Origin of the sequence: Vibrio sp. B172a (genome assembly GCF_030248355.1) — a bacterium.
GTDB lineage: Bacteria > Pseudomonadota > Gammaproteobacteria > Enterobacterales > Vibrionaceae > Vibrio > Vibrio owensii.
The window spans coordinates 71,565-89,818 of sequence record NZ_JAHGAC010000022.1 but is presented as its reverse complement, the minus strand read 5'-3'; the positions used below and the strand labels follow the sequence as shown (position 1 = coordinate 89,818).

The window sequence follows — 18,254 nt, the reverse complement described above, 5'->3', positions numbered from 1 at the left end:
CATTCCGGAATCGAGGAACGAGATGTCCGGAATCTCTCTTTAATCACTCGGCTTTACTCGTCAATAGCCAATGCGTCGCACTTCGAAGCACAGATAAAGTCGTTCTTATGCAAACCTTTAATAGAATGGCTCCACCAAGTGATGGTCACTTTGCCCCACTCCAGCAAGATAGATGGGTGGTGGAATTCATCTTCTGCAAGCTCGGCAATCTTGTTGCTAAACGCCCACGCTTGTTTGAAGTTCTTAAACTTGTAGACCTTCTCAAGTTGAGGAATCTCATCTCTCTCAATGATCTGCCAATCTGATAATTGCAGCAGCAAAGACTGTTGTTCCTCTTTACTAAGTGCAATGGCATCGATACTACAAGCTTCGCATTTTTGTTCATTCAACATGAGCAGGTTCCTTTGGTTCAAAAAGTGGTGGAAGCAATCCGGCTTCAATCGCTAGATCGGCTTGTTTCAATAAATTCAGTTGGCTAATTTGGAAAAGCTGGGACAAATCTTCAATCACGTAGTATTTCGGCTGCATGATATCGATGCGGTAAGGGGTTCTTAGCACAGTTTGCAGGTCAAACTCGTCTCTAATCGCGATGTCGCTTTCCAATGAATAGATGGTTTCTCCCGGAGATGAAAGGATGCCGCCACCGTAGATCTTGGTTTTGTTACCCTCTTGAACCAAGCCGAACTCGACTGTAAACCAATATAGACGCGCAAGGTACCCTCGCTGCTTTGGTGTCGCGGCTTGTCCGAGCTGTCCGTAATGCTCGGTAAAGGCGGCAAAATCAGGGTTGGTGAGCATGGCACAATGACCGAAGATCTCATGGAAGAAATCTGGCTCTTGTAGGTAATCAAACTCTTCTCGTGTTCTCAAAAACGTCGCGACTGGGAAGCGTTTATTGCCAAGCAAATTGAAGAAACGATCAAAGTCGATCAACGCAGGTACTGGCTCCACTTTCCAGCCCGTTGTTTCCATCAAAACACGATTGATTTCGGGCAGTTGTGGCACGCGATCATGAGGTAAGTCGAGCAGCTTGAGTCCATGCAGATACGCGTTGCATGCACGGTCTTGAATCACGCTCATTTGTCTTGTTACCAAGTCGCGCCAAATGGCATCCTCTACATGGCTCCATTCTACCCTTCCATCCTGATCGACGGGTTTTGAATGATACTGAGTCATCGCACATCTCCATTAACAAATCCTTTACATCAAGCCTATCTACACTCTTTTGTCCTTCCAATCCCCTGACCATTTTCCACTCAAAATTTAGGTGTAACATTTTCTTTACACCACCCCCTAACACATTGATATACATAAGGAGCTAGTTTCTCCAACGAGTTTGACTTTATTTCTTGTTCACCTCAGACTGAAAACGTTAAAACTTTGTTATAGAGGGAGCTATGCGCGAGAGCAACAAAGTCTGGCAGCCGACGAAAGATCGAATCGAGCAAGCCAATATCACGCAGTTTATCGAGCACATTAATCGGCAGGGTTTCGAGCTCAAAAACTACTCTGATTTGCACCAATGGTCTTTGGAGCATAACGAGCATTTCTGGAAAGAGGTTTGGCAGTTTTGCGACCTAATTGGCACGCAAGGCGATACCGTTAAAACGCAAGGTGAAAGCCGCTGGCAATCACCAATGCAAAATCGAGATGCCGTGTGGTTCCCTCAAGCTCAAGTTAACTATGCAGAGAACCTGCTCAGTTTGGCAGAGCAGCAAGCGGATGAGCTGGCGATTTGGTTTGAAAACGAACGCGGGGATAAACAGACTTACACATGGAAACAGCTTTGTGATGAGGTCTCGAGCGTTCAGCGATGGTTAGTCGAATGTGGCATCAAGTACGGCGATGTAGTTGCAGGTTATTTACCACATATGCCACAAACCGTTATTGCAATGCTTGCTACCACCAGCTTAGGCGCGACTTGGACGTCTACCTCCCCTGATTTTGGGGTAGAAAGCGTTATTGAGCGCTTCGGGCAAGTGAAGCCAAAGGTTCTCTTTACCTGCGATGGTTATACCTTCAACGGCAAAACTTTCGATATGTTGGAGAAGAACCATCACATCGCGGATCATCTTGATGGACTGAAACAAGTGTGCCAGATCGGTTACCTCAAACCGCATGTGTTCGAATGCGATGTTTGTACTCACGATTGGCAAAACATCATTAATCAGTATTCCCCTGCTCCGTTGCATTACACTCGCGTGGAGTTCAATAGCCCGCTGTTTGTGCTTTATTCCTCTGGCACGACGGGCAAGCCTAAGTGCATCGTGCATTCTGTTGGCGGTACGATTCTTAATCATCTTAAAGAACATCAACTTCATTCAGATATTCAGCCTAAAGACCGCGTCTTTTACTACACAACTTGTGGTTGGATGATGTGGAACTGGCACGTGTCTGCTCTAGCGAGTGGCGCGTGCTTGGTGATTTTCGATGGTAGCCCAGTTTACCCAACACCCAATGTGTTGTGGGATTTAGCTCAGCGCGCCGAGGTGAGTCTCTTTGGTACTGCCGCCAAGTACCTAGAGGCGGTAGAAAAAGCCGGACTGTCGCCAATCCAAGATTACTCTCTCCCTGCTTTAAGAACTTTGTGCTCTACGGGCTCAGTGCTTTATCCAGAGCAGTTTGACTACGTGTATCAACACATCAAGCAAGATTTGCACTTGGCTTCTATTTCAGGCGGAACAGACATCTGTGGCTGCTTTGTATTAGGCAACCCTATCTCGCCTGTTTATCGTGGTGAATGCCAGTACGCTGGCTTGGGGATTGATGTTCAAGTGTTCGACTCGCAAGGTCAAAGTGTGAATGGACAGCGCGGTGAACTCGTCTGCACCAACTCTATGCCTAACTTCCCTGTCGGCTTTTGGAACGATACAGGGGAACGCTACCACAACGCGTACTGGGACAAGTTCGATGATATATGGCATCACGGTGACGATGTCGAACGCAGTGCCAAAGGTGGGTTTGTTTTCTACGGTCGTAGCGATGCATTGTTGAATCCTGGCGGTGTGCGCATCGGCACAGCGGAGATTTATCAGCAAGTAAACGCTATTGACGGTATCGTCGATTCCATTGCCGTTGGTAAAGAGATCGAGCGAAACGAACAAATTTGGCTGTTTGTTCAGACCGTTTCAGGTGTCACGTTAGATGACAGGTTAGTAGCAGAGATTAAGTCGCGTCTCAAAACGTCCTGCTCGCCAAGGCACGTGCCAAGCCAAATCTTCGCCATCAGCGACATTCCTAAAACACGCTCGGGAAAGTTGGTAGAACTTGCTGTCAAACAAGTCATAAATGGTAAGGAAGTTGAGAACTTAGGTGCGATTGCAAATCCGAAAGTCTTGGAGGAAATAAAGAGACATTCATTCCAAAGTTAGCGTTATGCCGAATATTTAGCCATACACTCAACAAGAAGTGTGAAACGAAACCAATTTACAGCGCGTATGCATTGCAAGGCTTTGCAACCATATGATTACATTCGCTCGTCTATTCAACAAACTATATAAAATGGATGTAATTATATGATCAGGCGAGATATTTATTGCATGATGTCGGGCTTGGCGCTTGTGGCGCTAACTGGTTGTGGCGGAGGCGGTGACAGTGGCAGTTCAAAAGCTTCAAGCTCCATCTCCATGGCTGAAACCAGCTTCAAGACGGAATCAAGCGCTTACTATTCAGCTTATGTCGATGTCCCTTTCCGCGTCAATTATGTGGAAGGTGATGACCTTTACTACGGCATATTAACCGATACCGGCAACTTATTGTCTGATGTGATCTTCTACTTCAATGAAGATGGAAGTGGTTACGCATCGGTCACATTCAAAAAAGGTTATGAAATAGGGAACGGCGCAAAATCGACAACTGCGCAGTTTGCTCTATGTCATGACATAAACTGTGACAAACACTATTCTGGATCTCCAATAGAAGTGACTTTGACGAACGAGGTTACCCTTGATCAGAAAATTGAGCTTGTCGTTCCGAAGATTGATGTTTCGGCTGATTACAGCGAAAGTTTTGTCTCCAAAGATGTTTCAGATGTCATCGCTCTTTCTGGCTCCAATCTCTACGATCTGAATATAAAGGCTGACGAAAGTAGCAATGTAATTTCATACGTTTCACCGGCCATTTCGAATACTAACATAAGCCTGTACATGCAAATGGAAGAACCTATCTTCCTTGGTACGGGAACGTTTGATACCGAAATAAGTGTAAATGCGTGCTTTGATGATAGCTGTTACTACCCTATTGAAGGTAGCCCTCTAACTGTCCCGGTTAGTTACACGATCACAGATTACTCGACACCAGGCCCTGACGAAGGTTTGCCTGATACTCCTGCGGCAGGAACCGAGGTAACCTTTGATGGTGCATCTCGTCATAACGTGGTCGACTCTACATACTCTGACGCTTTAAATGTCATCGCCGTTGTTTCAAATTCACCTAAGAATGCAATTTATTTTTATGATCTCAACGACTCTAAGTCATATGAATTTGAACTTGGCAAGTACCCATCTTCAGTAGACGTAGATAACATAAATGGGACAAATCGTTTTGTCGTTGGACATGATGCGATGATCACAACATTTGATTACAACGCCACTTCGCCGCTGAGTACTGTCGCGTCAAATGTATTCACATCACAAAACATTTATGACCTATCTACTAATGGTAACTTCGTATGGACATTGCCCACAGACGACCAATGGGCGGGGTTGCAGATCATTGATCTAGGAACTGGAGCTGTAACGTCAACAGGTGGCTGGAATTACTATACTCAATCAGTGCTTAAAATGGCCCCGTCAGGAAGTGCTTTATATAGTCTATCCACAACAGTAAGCCCTGGAGATATTTCGAGAACCGACATTACGGACGCAGCAAACCCGAGTGATCCAATTGATTCACCATACCATGGTGACTATGAGTTCTGCCGTAACTTCTGGTTTAATCATGCAGGCACATACATTTACACAGAATGTGGAGTTAGGCTAAATGCGTCAGGTGATGCAGCATTTGACATGACTTATGCAGGTAAGATCACGTTACCAGATAATGACTATACTTGGCCTTATATTGAGACAATTCAGTCTCTAGATGAATCCCATAACGGTAAAGAGGTCGCAATTGCACTGGCGGGAGCACAAAATAGAGTCGCCATTTTGAACTCTTTGTACCTAACTGAAATGGAGACATTCAGCCTTCCAAGTACAACCGTTAATGGTTCTAGCTATACCACTGTTCCTAAGTTTGTCTTTTATGATAAAGACGGCAAGCTAAATATTGTTGGTGATGTAACTGTTAATGGCATTTCTCATACCGTTATCATCCAAAAGTAACGGCAGTTTGGAAACAAAAAAGCGAGCTAAACAGCTCGCTTTTCTTATGTTCTTTGTCGGAGATTAACGGCGACCTACACCCATTAATACTGACATTGTGTGACCGTCTGATGTGATTTCGAAGACCTTCTTCGTTTCTACCTCAGTAAAGCCGGCTTTGATAAGTGCGTTTTCTGATTTCGCTAGCGTGAAGCCTTCTTTTGCTGAATCTGCGATCCAGTCAAAATGTACGAAGTGACCACCAGCGTTGAGTAACGAGTGAGCAATCTCTAGAGACGTTTCGTAGTCTTCGATAAAAGCCAGCACTGAAGAAGCAACGACTAAGTCAAACTGACCACGGAATGCTGGGTGCTGAGCGACTAGACCACGCGTCAATGCGTCAACAACCGGTTCTACATTCTCTAGCTCTTTCTTATCAAGCTCTTCAATCATGGCTTCAGATGCATCCAGCGCCACAATCTCTTTTGCGGATGGCGACAATAGTTGGCTTAACTGCCCTGTCCCACATCCAAAATCCAATACTTTAATGCCATCAAGCTGAGTAAGCTGTTGTAACTGTGCAAACACCGACTGAGCAAATTGATCTGTTGCTGGGTTAGATTCCCAATTCTTTGCTAAGCCGTCCCAATCTTGTGCCATCGTGGCCTCCATGTTCACTTCTTGTAACCCCCATAGATTACCGCAAAAACGCCAAAACACCATAGACTTATCTGGCGAATCCGTGTTTTTTTCGATAATCTTTCTAGGCGTCAGTACGTTCATTCGTCTACGCTATCGATTCTCTTCATTTCAGTTTAGGTCTTTTTTAATCATGAACTTATCGCAAGTTGAAGCCTTTTGTACCATTGCCGAGTATGGCTCCGTCTCGGAGGCTGCGCGTCAACTCGATTGCAATCGTACTAAGCTGAGTATGGCAATTAAGGCGCTTGAGAAAGACCTAGACGTCGAGTTATTCACTCGTACTGGCAATCAGCTAACACTCTCGGAAGCAGGGAAAGCGATTTTTAAAGACTGTGAAAACCTGCTTGTAACCGCACAGCGAATCAAAAAGACCTGCGCTCAAGTTTCTGACGGCTTCAATGCTGAGGTCTGGGTGGCGCGTGATGACTCGCTGCCAGACGAACTGTGGCAAGAGCTATCTCATACTCTAAACAATCGCTTCCCGTCGACAACCTTCAACTTAATATTGGCGTCCAGTGGTGACCTTTCAAATTTAGTCAGTACACAACAAGTCGACTTTGCATTTGGCGTAGACTACGAACGTGTCGACGATCCTCATATTGTCTACAATCCTCTAGGCAAAATTCGCATGATGTCAGTATGCAGTTTCGAACATCGCTTAAGTAAGATGCGCCGTGTCACAGACGAAGATTTGCGTAACCAGATGCAAGCGTTGATGGTGTATTTGAACGAAAAAGACAACCCAGAGCTGCAACCCTTTTCTACTCGATACATTGGCTTCTCCAGTTTTGATTACATGCTGAACACCATTTTGGAAGAAGATGCGTGGGGCGTATTGCCAGAGCCACTGATCCGACATTACTTGCGACATCAGAAACTTGCGGTAATAAAACACACTTATGGTTTGACTCAGGAAGACTACTGTATGTTCGTTCCAAATGGACAAACAGAACACCCAGCAATGAGTTGGTTGGCCGATAAGTTAAGCGAGTATTTATTCGACTTCTAAACATATTGCAGTGAGCGTCAATTAAATTGACAGCGAGATTTCAACATAAACCATTGATATATAATAAAATAAATAAAAACCCTCATTTCATCGTTTAAATGTCACACAGTTTTCATTTGCTTAAATTTACCCTAAGGAGAAGAATGTAAGGGTGTAATAATTTAAGGCATCTTTTATGTGTGACAGGACAAGCAAAAACGAAAACCGTATCTTAACCTTCTCAGCCCTTTTAGCATCTGGGTTTGCAGTCGGAGGGATGGTACTTGGCTTGCTTGTTGGGTCGATCGTCATCGTATTTGACGGTGTTTATTCTCTAGTCAGTCTGCTGTTAACTTTATTGTCACTGGCAGCTTCTTACTACATCAGCAAGCCATCAAAATCTATTTTTCCTTTCGGCAAAGCTGTACTTGAACCTATCGTTATCGCTATCAAAGCAGCCGTTATTTTAGTTGTTGTTGCTTTCTCATTATTCTCTGCGGTAACTGCGTTGATGACAGGTGGTCGTGAGGTAGACGCTTCCATCGCAACCATATTCGGTGTCGTTAACGTCGTTGGTTGTGGTTACGCTTGGTGGTTTATGGCGAAGAAAAGCCGTCGTTTTTCATCAGGGTTAATCGAAGCCGAGAAAAAACAATGGCAAATGGACACGCTACTTAGTGTTGCAGTAACTCTTGGTTTTATCGCTGCATGGTTAGTATCACTAACACCGTATGCACACTACGCGGTCTATGCAGACCCTATGATGATGGTGTTGATGGGCTTCTACTTCCTTAAAGTACCGTTTGATATGCTAGTTGGTGCCCTACGTGAACTGCTAATGATGACACCTAGTAAAGAGCTGTGTCAGAGCGTTGGTAAAGACGTTCTTGAGATTGAAAAGGTAACTGAGCACCAATTGAAACTGGCTGGCGTAACTAAAGTTGGTCAAGAATTGCGAGTGAATGTGGACGTACATGTTGATGACGACACACTAGAGCTTGATACGCTAGAACACACTCGTAAGCAACTTACTAAGCGACTATCGAAGCACAGATTCAAGCTTCAATTACAATTGAACGTCGCGTATTAGAGCGCCACCAAGAATCATTAGAACTCAAAAGAAAAGCTCCCAATCTCGGGAGCTTTTTTATTTCTTCGATTGATGCACTTACAACCCCCTCCTACTCCCCCTTTTATTGACTTACGTTGCTTCGCATTTGAATACGGTGTTCAAGGGGGAGAGCTATTCTTTGCTAACTTCAGCTAGCCGCTCTTCTACTGCTCCAGAGAATGCTCATAGTGAGCAATTGATTTATTCTCGGATGCAGGAACAGTCCCTCCCCTTTAACTCAGGGATATTGAGAACTTAGGTGCCAAATACAAGGGGAGGTAAGGAGGGGTTGGTACATTGAACTGTGGCTTGTAAACTTGCCCTCTCCTACAGAAAACTTATCCAGCGGCTTCGCGCTTCTCTTTAGTGACCAGCCAACACATCAGCGAACCAACCGTTACCATTACGACCCCTTGCCAGAAGCTGTGACTTAGAGTGACGCCTAGAATAATAGAAGAAAACAAAGCAGAGAAAATCGGCGTAAAGTAAGACAAGGTTGCGAGAAACACCATATTGCCGCCAACAATCGCGATGTTCCACAATCCGTAACCACCCGCCATTAAAGCCGCAGACGCCACTAAGTACCCCATCGCTTGCCAACTGAATGCCATTGGCGGCTCATCAGTAAAGGCGTATTTGATCCACAAAGAGATGGCTGTCGCGATAAAGAACAAAGTAATCGCGTTGTGCTTCGATTGTTGTCTTTGAGTCAGATTGCAATACACCGCCCAGATGACTGCGCCTGCAAATGCCATGAAGTAAACAATCGGATTGCTGCTGATGTTCGCCATTAACTGCGTCGGTGATAAGCCGCTATCACCACTGACCGTCCAAGCGACACCAATGAATGCCAACATAACTGCCGGGTACAGTAACCAGTTCGGCTTTTTGTTACCGCCCAATACCGCAAACAACACGGTTAGTGCAGGCCATAGATAATTGACGATGGAAACTTCAATCGCCTGAGAACGAGAATTGGAGTAGCCCAACGCCAGCGCAAGGAAGATCTCGTAGCAGACAAACATCGCCCCACCGAGAATCAAATACTTGGGTGAGAAATACGACAGTTTTGGGATGCCAACCACAATCAACAGAAAAATCGAGCTCAGAGAATACAGCATGGCTGATCCACCCACGGGCCCTAAACTTTCTGTCACCAATCTTGCGATGCCTAGCAAACAGCTCCAAGAGAGAATGGCGATACAACCATAAAGGGTGAAACGAAACTGATAGGATTGCATGTTATCTATGTGACCTACTGCTCATGAATGCCAAAGGAAACTGCAGCTTAACTCAAAAATGATCCGCTTCAACGTACTCTTTTTCCAAAATCGGTATAAAAACCACTCTATTACGCGGTTGGAGTCGATATGAAACATTTTCTGCCTTCGAGTGTCATGCTGACACCGTTTGTTGTGCGCTACTATGAGGAAGACGACGAAAGTGAAAACGTTGAAACACATTCGGAAACGCATGGTCTAGATAGTGAAGAACAATCTAAGGAACGTTCAGAGTAAAGGAATCCAATCATGAAAAAAGTCGCAGTCATTTTAAGTGGTTCAGGCGTTTACGACGGCTCTGAGATCCACGAAGCAGTATTGGCGCTCTACGCCATCGAGAAAGCAGGTGCAACTTGGCACTGCTTTGCACCTAACATTGACCAACTCCACGTCATCAATCACCTAACTGGTGACGAAATGGATGAAACACGCAACGTCTTGATCGAATCAGCTCGTATCGCTCGCGGTAACATTGACGATGTCGCCAAACTTAACGTTGATGAATACGATGCCCTACTGCTTCCCGGTGGATTTGGTGCCGCGAAAAACTTAACCGACTTCGCAGTCTCAGGCGCAGAGTGTTCGATTAATACTCACGTCGCCCAAGCGTGTCGTGCATTCGCTCAAGCGGGCAAACCTGCAGGGTATTTATGCATCGCACCAACTATTATCCCGATGATTTACGATCAAGGTGTGAAAGGCACCATTGGTAACGATGAAGCCACTGCAGCAGCATTCGGTCATATGGGGGGTGAGCACGTCAATTGTCAGGTGGATGAAATCCATTTCGATGAAAAACACAACGTGCTTTCAACACCAGCTTATATGTTAGCGGAGAATATCTCCCAAGCCGCATCAGGCATTGAAAAACTAGTAGATAAGTTAGTTAAAATCGCCTAAATCGAAAACGTTTGCTTAAAACATACCATACGAATCCCCATTGATAGACTACATATTAATGGGGATTTTTTATACTTTAGTCGAATTGAGAGATAAACCGTACGAATCTTGTTATTTTTGCCAATCGTTTGCGTGATAAATGAGATATTTCAGCTACGTTAAGTAGGTGTTGCACCATCTCACTGTGCAACAAGACTGTCATCACACTTTCAGCCCTCAAGATACCCCTAAGGGGTTAAACTTGTCCTAGATCAATCTAAATCAAGAACGGGGTATGCAAGAGTAAATGACAGATTAAGAAAGATTATTAAAAATAACGACGGAGCAATCCAATATGACAAGTGCATTTTTTATCCCTACCGTAAACCTAATGGGCGCTGGTTGTCTGAAAGACGCAGCAGACAGCATCCAATCTCAAGGCTTTAAAAAAGGTTTGATTGTTACGGATAAGATTCTTAACCAAATCGGTGTAGTAAAGCAGGTTCAAGATCTACTAACAGAACGCGACGTAGCAACTGTTGTGTTCGATGGCACTCAACCAAACCCTACTATCAGCAACGTTAACGACGGCTTGGCACTTCTTACAGATAACGAATGTGACTTCGTTATCTCTCTAGGTGGCGGTTCACCACACGACTGTGCGAAAGGTATCGCGCTTGTTGCTTCTAACGGCGGCAAAATCGCAGATTACGAAGGCGTAGACCAATCTGCAAAACCAATGATGCCACTTATCGCGATCAACACGACTGCGGGTACTGCATCTGAAATGACGCGTTTCTGCATCATCACTGACGAAGAGCGTCACATCAAGATGGCTATCGTTGATAAGCACACAACACCGCTTATCTCTGTAAACGATCCAGAGCTAATGCTAGCTAAACCTGCTTCGCTAACTGCAGCAACAGGTATGGATGCGCTAACTCACGCGATTGAAGCTTACGTATCTATCGCGGCAACACCAATCACTGATGCGGTAGCAATCAAAGCGATTGAGCTTATCCAAGCTTACCTACGCACAGCCGTGAAAAACGGTGAAGATCTAGAAGCTCGTGAACAAATGGCATATGCACAGTTCATGGCGGGTATGGCGTTCAACAACGCGTCTCTAGGTTACGTACACGCAATGGCACACCAACTTGGTGGTTTCTACGACCTTCCACACGGTGTTTGTAACGCGATTCTTCTACCTCACGTACAGCGCTACAACGCGCAAGTATGTCCTGAGCGTCTACGTGATGTAGCGAAAGCAATGGGCGTAAACGTAGAAGGCATGTCTGCTGAAGCAGGTGCAGCGGCAGCAATCGACGCTATCGTTACTCTAGCGAAAGATGTGGGTATCCCAGCAGGTATTAAAGAGCTTGGTGCGAAACTAGAAGACATCCCAACACTAGCAGACAACGCACTGAAAGACGCTTGTGGTTTCACTAACCCTAAACAAGCAACTCACGAAGAAATCTCTAAGATCTTCGAAGAAGCGATGTAATCTCGCTACATAAACAATTCTCTAGCCTTAATTCAATCCCCGATCTCGTATCGGGGATTTTTTACATTCTTATACAATCCATGCTCTGCAAAACGTTCTCTTTTAGTGTTAGCTTTTAAGCATTAATACGATTCATATTGGAAGGAACCATGAGAACGATTGCTGCTGCCCTACTCGCTTGTTTATCCTTTTCTGCCAACGCTGCCGAATACCGCGCTAACGAAGTGGCGAATGGATTTCAGATCCCTTGGGGGATCGAGTTCTTAGATAGCCAACGCGTTATCGTCAATGAAAAGAACGGTACGGTTTCGTTGCTGGATATCACCACAGGCAAACCTCAAAAGCTGTTTAACGTTCCCGATGTGAACACCAGTGGACAAGCCGGCTTATTGGATGTTGCGCTCGCACCGAATGCCGATAAGCAAAACCCGCAACTCTTCTTTACCTACAGCAAACGTACGAGCAAGGGCAATACGGTGGCGTTAGCGACGGCGCAATTGCAAAACAGTCAACTTGTGGGCTGGAAAGATCTCTTTGTTGCTGATGCCATCACCGACACGGGTCGCCACTACGGCAGTCGAATTTCATTTGTAGACGACAAAGTTTACTTCTCAATCGGTGACCGTGGTGAACGTGATAATGGGCAAGACACTCAAACCCATGCTGGCAGTATTCTACGCCTTAATCTTGATGGTTCGGTTCCGCAAGACAACCCATTCAAACCTTCCGAAGCTCGTCCTGAGATATGGAGTTACGGGCACCGCAACCCACAAGGCATGTTCTACGACGAAGCAACAAAACAGCTGTGGTCTATTGAACATGGACCACGCGGCGGCGATGAAATTAATCTAATCAAGAAAGGCGCAAACTACGGCTGGGCAAAAGTATCTCATGGCAAAGAATATTGGGGACCGTTGGACGTCGGAGAAGCTAAGTCGTTGCCGGGAATGGAAGATCCAAAGTTGGTATACATTCCTTCTATCGCACCCAGCAATATGATCTTGTACCGTGGCGATAAATACCCGGAGTTGGACGGAAAAATCCTCGCCGGTGCATTGAAGCTGGCGCACATCAACGTGGTTTCTATTGAGAATGGCAAGCTCACCGAATCAAAAAGATTGATGGAGAATCTTGGTGAGCGAGTAAGAGATATAACCATCAGCCCCGATGGTTATATCTACTTTTCTACCGACAGCGGCAAAATATTTCGTCTTGAGGAGAAATAGTTTTCTCTTAAGAGCTAGTCAGACAAAGCTAGCTCTTTAAACTCACTGCCACCGTTTCATTGTCAAAATCGAGCGTCATGGTCGAGCCCAATGGAACGGTGAGCATTGGGTGGGTATGACAGCTGTCAAAGTCATACAAAATCGGCAGTGGTTGACCGTTAAGTACTTCTAATAACACGTCTATAGGTGCTCGCCCTGTGCCTTTATCTTTGAACTTTTCATGCTTCCCGAGCACAACCGCACCAACTTTTTCAAACACACCGGATAGTTTGAGCAGCGCAAAAGAACGTTCGACCGTTTCAATGCCCTGCAAACAATCTTCCACTAGCAAAATATCGCCTTGTTCGATACTCGGCATAAACTTACTTGCCCAAATACCCGTCATGGTATTGAGGTTGCCACCAATCAAACGCCCTGTGATCTTGCCTTCACCTTTGAAGTGCCACTGGTTTTGCAAGGTCTGTTTCGCGCGGTCTTGCCCGCCCCACTCTATCCATTCATCTGTCCACCCTTGAGGCATTGTGTATTGATGATCCAAGCCGACTAATGTATTCACTATCGATTCGAACGAAGCGAAGGTCTCGTCCACCAATGGCGGGAATTCACCCAGTGACGCCACCAAAGCAGGACCATAAAAAGTAACGATGCCGGTTTGTGCGTAAATGCCCATAAGCAAAGCTGTCACATCCGAATAGCCAACAATTATCTTGGGATCCTTCTTCAATGCCTCGAAATCAATGTAAGGCAGCAATGAGTTACTGTTGGAACCACCTATGGTCGACATAATACAGCGCACTTCAGGGTCACGAATCAGCGCATTCAATTCTTCTACTCGCTCTTGAATCGAACCCGAGCGATATTGGTCAGTTTTGCCCGTTAAGCTACCTGCTTTTAGCTGGTAACCATGGGATTCCACATACGCTTTGGCACGTTCAAAACGCGCAGGTGCGAACACCGTGGCTGGAGAGGATGGCGAGAAAAAGCCGATGGTGTCGCCTTTTTGTAATGGTTTAGGAATGATCATGCGCGTCCTTGTTTTGTGATACATGGTTGATTTATTTTCGTACAATCTAAGCAGAAGAATCTAAACTTAACAATAACCTTTTGTTTTTTAAAACGATAGTTCGGTTAAGTTGTACGAGGTCATTATGATTCCATTCCCTTTACAGCTCGATAAAATTAAAGCCGTGGTGTTTGATTTAGACAACACCTTGGTGAGTTCTGATATGAACTTCGGCGAATTGCGACAACAGCTAGGTTGTCCGCAGAGTGAAGATCTATTGGATTTTGTCGACGCACTTGAGCATCCTCATCATCGAGAGCACGCTCATAACGTGATATTTGATTACGAGATTTCTGATGCTGAGCAGTCTGCGCCAATGATTGGCTGCCATGAGTTGCTCGCCCACTTGCATCAAAATGAAATCAAAACCGCTATCGTGACGCGCAACTGTCAAATCGCCACGCAGCGCAAACTAGAACACAACCAAATCTCAGTGGAACGAGTCATCACTCGTGAATGCTTCCCGCCCAAGCCAGACCCATTGTCTTTGCAGGTGTTGGCGAAAGAGTGGCGTTTGATGCCTGATGAAGTGCTTTATGTCGGCGATTACCTTTACGACTTACAGGCAGCGTATAACGCTCAGATGCCCTCTTGTCTTGTGCATCATGGTAATCAAGAAACCTTCAATGACTCAGCCTCGTTGGCGCTTAATGAGCTCAGTGATTTATTGAGCCATTTCGAATCCTTACCACGCAAATAAAGCACACACAAAAAATACGCAAACAAAAAAAGGGGCACCAACGTGCCCCTTGTGACTTATTCCCGATTGTTTCATGCGTTCCCAAGGATTGCTTGGGTGATGCGCTGCTTAGCCTTGTAGGTAAGCGTTAAGCATCCACATTAATTTTTCTTGCTCACGGATGTAGTCACCCATCAATGCCGCTGTACCTTCGTCATCTGCTTCACCCGCGTTTTGTAGAATCTCACGCTGTTTTAGAAGTAGAACGCTAAAGCCTTGAACCAGACCTTGTACACACTCCTCACCAGAAGTCGCGTTTTGATGTTCTTTAATTTCACTTGCTTCCAAGTAGTTGCTGAATGCGTGCGCTGGCGTGTGACCCAAAGTTAGAATACGCTCTGCAAGCTCATCGATTTTTGTTTGTAGATCAGTGTAGATCTCTTCAAATTTTACGTGCAGTTCGAAGAATTGGGCACCTTTAATGTTCCAGTGGTAACCGCGAGAGTTCATGTACAACACTTGGTAATGCGCTAGCAGTTGATTTAGCTGTTGAGCTAGTTGTGCTGATTGTTCGCTGTCTAGACCAATTAGGCTTACTTGTTTGTTCATAATCTTGCTCCTAGAAGGATGATACCAATCGTAGTAACGAACGATTCTCTTACCGGGATTGGTATAAAGTTTAAAAATTCTTTTGCAGTATTTGCTGCCGATGGAGTCATATTACGACTCTGACTCGGTGAAGAAAATTTGGTTTTAGCTATGATTTAAATAGCCAAATCCAATGAGCAAGTAGACGAATATCGGCGTATCATCCAACAAAAAGCCCCAACCCTTTTTGTGTAAAAAGAATTGGGGCTTTTTTACTATTTGGTTAACATTCAAAAGTTGATGAACAGACGTAAACCTTATCTACGCCGTTTTAAAAGTTGCCATCTGTTGATTCAGCTCGGTAACTTGCTCTTTTACTTGCAATGATGTCTCTGATGCACGTTGGCTGTTATTCGAAACCTCATCCACTGATTGAGTAATACCGGACATCAATCCAGTGATCGAATTGGTCGCATGAGATTGCTGCTCTGCCGCTGCCGCAAGTTCTGCCATTTGTTCATTCAAAGAACCAATTTGCTCGGTCGTGACAAGCAAACGAGTTACCGCTTTTTCAATGTGCTCAGCGCCCTGCTCCGCAAGTGATTGGCTGTGTTCAATCTCCTCAACCACCGAATTGGTCGAGCGTTGAATCGCGTTGATAATGCCGTTGATTTCCGTCGTCGATTGAGTAGTGCGCGTCGCTAACATGCGTACTTCGTCCGCCACAACCGCAAAGCCTCGTCCTTGGTCACCCGCACGCGCTGCTTCTATCGCGGCATTCAATGCCAGTAAGTTAGTTTGTTCTGCTAAGCCTTCAATCACTTCCGTCACTCGACCAATGGCTTCGCTCTCTTTGCTTAGCTGTGTCACTTGCGTGCTCGCGGTTTCAATGCTGCCATGTAAGCTTTCCATGGTGACTTTGTTTTGCTCTAGTGCATCGCGACCTTGTTCAATCTCGCCTTTTGAATCAGAAAGCTTCTGCACCGATTGATTGGCTTGATCTAGGGTGTTACGCGCGGCTAAAGCGATTTCATCCAATTGGCTTCCCATTTCAACAATGCTGGTCTGTTGCTGTTCAACATTCGATGAGGTGACTTGCGCCGATTCCAATAAAGCCCCCATGCTGGTATCCACTTGGTGCGCTTTCTCACTCACCCCTGCCACGATGCTCGCTAACGATTGGTTCATGCGGTTAATCGAATCGGTAAGGTCTGCCAATTCATCTTTCCCAACAACGGTGAGCGGAGGCTGAGAAACGTCCCCTGAAGCGATCGTCTTTGCACGTTCCGATAAGTTTTTCACTCGGCGACCAATGGTATTGCCCATGTATTTTGAAATCGCTACTGCGGCAAACAAAACCAATGCCGCTGCAATCAACATGGTGGTGAGTACGTTCTTGATTGACTGATTAATGCCCTGCCCGCTTTGATCAGCACGACTTTGCTGAGCCAATACGATCGTTTCTAAACTTTGGTCTAGGGCATCCGCTGCTGGCAACAGTTCGTTCGCCATCAGCAAGTTTGATTCGTTCCACTCTGGTGACTGACGCAATGCAATTACCTGCTCTGCTAAAGGAAAGTACAGTTGCTGCATTTCCTTAAACAGTGACCACAATGATTGGTCGTTATCAGTCAGTCTGTCGAGTTTACTGTCGATTTCCGCCACGGACTGATTGTGGTACTTAATCAAGTCGTGGTATTTGTCCAAATGATCTTGCTGCCCGTACAACAGGAAATCTCGCAAAGCAGACAGAGCATTGGCGAGCGAGGTATAACTGTCGGCGTAGACTTTAAACAGACGCTTTCTGTCTCCACCAAATGGATTTCCCGACTCTTCATTGATTAAGCTTTGAAGCTGGTCAAGTGCAACTTCTGCAATGGGTGCCGCTTCGTTAATAAAGAGGTTGTGTGCGGGTAAGTTCTCATCACTGTGGCTAAGTTCAATCAGCTTGTTTAGAGAAACTTTTACCGCATCCCACTGGGTTTGAATCGCTTGAAAATCCTGTTCAGAGATCAAAGCCTGCAACGTTGGAAGCGACTCGTCTGTAGATGCCATGATATTGCGTACGTCCTCACTTAGACGTGCACTCGCCTCTTCATCGCCACCTAGCAACATGTAGGCTCGAATAGAAGACAGCGACGCTTGAACGGACTGTTGGATACCGCGACTGGTGTCGACGGTTGGTAGATCAGATTTAAGTAACGAAGAGGCGTATTGCTCTACGGTGGTGACGTTGCGATACGTGAATACCGCTGATGCCATAAAAAGTACGGCTAGCAGCACAAAACTGAGCTGCAACTTCCCTGATATCGTAAGGTTCATCCATAAACTCCTGACAACGATGAGCCTTAAATATAACGATGTTTACAAAAATGTTAAATACAGGTATCAAAAGTTACTAAGAAAACCATGTAAACCACTATTTCAAGCCAAGAAATGGGACTTATTCGAAGTATGGTATGCGCTCACTACGTAAAATCAGATAATTAACGTAAGTCGTTTCTAAGCAGTCTTGCTCCCACAATGAAAGAATCCGCTTGGTGGCAAAGTAGTAATCTTTATTACGCAGTAGCACGCCCACCGTACGGCTGAGCTGCTCAAAGCGCTGTTGCTCATTAGCAGAGATGTAATTGTCTTCATTCTGAATGATGGGCGCCAATCCATCTGCAAACCAATTGTTCAGAATTTCACGCATCTCTAGTTCCGACTCCGGCACATCGATACTCGACAACTCACGATGCTGTGGTGGTGGCACTATGTACTTCGATGCTTTTGGCGAACTGACATAACGGTACATGTCGCTCCTCCTTGTAACTCACTCTTTAACTAGCTAAGAATACTTTTTTCAATTTCCAAGTTTTTTTCTACAGCTCATAGAAAGAAGCCCAACAAAAAAGCCATGCAAAGTAGGCTCTGCATGGCTTTGGTTCG

General features: G+C 45.3%; 17 protein-coding genes. 9 read left to right on the top strand and 8 right to left on the bottom strand.

Annotation, left to right across the window (positions count from 1 at the left end):
* Positions 1-53: 53 nt before the first annotated feature.
* Together KIT90_RS19075 and phhA are read right to left on the bottom strand one after the other, a co-directional pair.
* Positions 54-392, bottom strand: coding sequence for a 4a-hydroxytetrahydrobiopterin dehydratase (locus KIT90_RS19075; RefSeq protein ID WP_005442595.1), 339 nt, complete (start codon positions 390-392; stop codon positions 54-56).
* On the bottom strand, positions 382-1,176 hold the full coding sequence (phhA, locus tag KIT90_RS19070) for a phenylalanine 4-monooxygenase (protein ID WP_285378053.1): 795 nt from the start codon (positions 1,174-1,176) through the stop codon (positions 382-384). The genes KIT90_RS19075 and phhA overlap by 11 nt, the downstream gene beginning before the upstream one ends.
* Before the next feature lie 221 nt (positions 1,177-1,397).
* On the opposite strand from phhA, the gene KIT90_RS19065 reads away from it, so the two are divergent.
* Together KIT90_RS19065 and KIT90_RS19060 are read left to right on the top strand one after the other, a co-directional pair.
* Positions 1,398-3,371 carry an acetoacetate--CoA ligase gene (locus KIT90_RS19065; RefSeq protein WP_285378052.1) on the top strand — a complete coding sequence of 658 codons (1,974 nt, stop codon included), beginning with the start codon at positions 1,398-1,400 and terminating at the stop codon, positions 3,369-3,371.
* Between the two features lie 144 nt (positions 3,372-3,515).
* Positions 3,516-5,324: a hypothetical protein gene (locus tag KIT90_RS19060; RefSeq protein ID WP_285378051.1), complete on the top strand. Its 1,809-nt coding sequence runs from the start codon at positions 3,516-3,518 to the stop codon at positions 5,322-5,324.
* 63 nt (positions 5,325-5,387) lie between these two features.
* Here the strand turns inward: KIT90_RS19060 and KIT90_RS19055 are convergent, their stop codons facing one another.
* Positions 5,388-6,086, bottom strand: a complete 699-nt coding sequence (locus tag KIT90_RS19055) for a class I SAM-dependent methyltransferase (RefSeq protein ID WP_038882285.1) — start codon at positions 6,084-6,086, stop codon at positions 5,388-5,390.
* Positions 6,087-6,135: 49 nt separating this feature from the next.
* On the opposite strand from KIT90_RS19055, the gene KIT90_RS19050 reads away from it, so the two are divergent.
* Both KIT90_RS19050 and KIT90_RS19045 read left to right on the top strand, forming a co-directional pair.
* Positions 6,136-7,014, top strand: coding sequence for a LysR family transcriptional regulator (locus KIT90_RS19050; RefSeq protein ID WP_009704717.1), 879 nt, complete (start codon positions 6,136-6,138; stop codon positions 7,012-7,014).
* Between the two features lie 175 nt (positions 7,015-7,189).
* Positions 7,190-8,083 (top strand): cation diffusion facilitator family transporter, encoded by an 894-nt coding sequence (locus tag KIT90_RS19045; protein ID WP_009704718.1) that lies wholly within the window; start codon positions 7,190-7,192, stop codon positions 8,081-8,083.
* A gap of 359 nt (positions 8,084-8,442) precedes the next feature.
* Here the strand turns inward: KIT90_RS19045 and yddG are convergent, their stop codons facing one another.
* The gene (gene yddG, locus KIT90_RS19040) at positions 8,443-9,345 is read right to left on the bottom strand and encodes an aromatic amino acid DMT transporter YddG (protein WP_285378048.1); all 903 of its coding nucleotides are present in this window, start codon (positions 9,343-9,345) and stop codon (positions 8,443-8,445) included.
* Positions 9,346-9,474: 129 nt separating this feature from the next.
* Here yddG and KIT90_RS19035 point away from each other — a divergent pair, with 129 nt between their 5' ends.
* The 4 genes from KIT90_RS19035 (at position 9,475) to KIT90_RS19020 (ending at position 12,993) form a co-directional block, all read left to right on the top strand.
* Positions 9,475-9,621, top strand: coding sequence for a hypothetical protein (locus KIT90_RS19035; protein ID WP_005453721.1), 147 nt, complete (start codon positions 9,475-9,477; stop codon positions 9,619-9,621).
* A 12-nt stretch (positions 9,622-9,633) separates the two neighbouring features.
* Positions 9,634-10,284, top strand: a complete 651-nt coding sequence (gene elbB / locus KIT90_RS19030) for an isoprenoid biosynthesis glyoxalase ElbB (RefSeq protein WP_005442612.1) — start codon at positions 9,634-9,636, stop codon at positions 10,282-10,284.
* Positions 10,285-10,618: 334 nt separating this feature from the next.
* On the top strand, positions 10,619-11,767 hold the full coding sequence (gene yiaY / locus KIT90_RS19025; RefSeq protein WP_005442614.1) for an L-threonine dehydrogenase: 1,149 nt from the start codon (positions 10,619-10,621) through the stop codon (positions 11,765-11,767).
* A 149-nt stretch (positions 11,768-11,916) separates the two neighbouring features.
* Entirely contained in the window at positions 11,917-12,993 is a 1,077-nt protein-coding gene (locus KIT90_RS19020) for a PQQ-dependent sugar dehydrogenase (protein ID WP_285378045.1), read from the top strand.
* A 28-nt stretch (positions 12,994-13,021) separates the two neighbouring features.
* On the opposite strand, the gene KIT90_RS19015 is transcribed toward KIT90_RS19020, so the two are convergent.
* Positions 13,022-14,017 (bottom strand): S66 peptidase family protein, encoded by a 996-nt coding sequence (locus KIT90_RS19015; RefSeq protein ID WP_285378044.1) that lies wholly within the window; start codon positions 14,015-14,017, stop codon positions 13,022-13,024.
* Positions 14,018-14,141: 124 nt separating this feature from the next.
* Here KIT90_RS19015 and KIT90_RS19010 point away from each other — a divergent pair, with 124 nt between their 5' ends.
* Positions 14,142-14,756: an HAD family hydrolase gene (locus KIT90_RS19010; RefSeq protein ID WP_005442617.1), complete on the top strand. Its 615-nt coding sequence runs from the start codon at positions 14,142-14,144 to the stop codon at positions 14,754-14,756.
* A 108-nt stretch (positions 14,757-14,864) separates the two neighbouring features.
* Here KIT90_RS19010 and KIT90_RS19005 read toward each other — a convergent pair whose 3' ends face one another.
* The 3 genes from KIT90_RS19005 to KIT90_RS18995 form a co-directional block, all read right to left on the bottom strand.
* On the bottom strand, positions 14,865-15,344 hold the full coding sequence (locus tag KIT90_RS19005) for a Dps family protein (RefSeq protein WP_005388254.1): 480 nt from the start codon (positions 15,342-15,344) through the stop codon (positions 14,865-14,867).
* Positions 15,345-15,644: 300 nt separating this feature from the next.
* Positions 15,645-17,645, bottom strand: coding sequence for a methyl-accepting chemotaxis protein (locus KIT90_RS19000; RefSeq protein ID WP_151515434.1), 2,001 nt, complete (start codon positions 17,643-17,645; stop codon positions 15,645-15,647).
* 121 nt (positions 17,646-17,766) lie between these two features.
* Positions 17,767-18,120, bottom strand: coding sequence for a hypothetical protein (locus KIT90_RS18995; protein WP_005375589.1), 354 nt, complete (start codon positions 18,118-18,120; stop codon positions 17,767-17,769).
* Positions 18,121-18,254 lie beyond the last annotated feature (134 nt).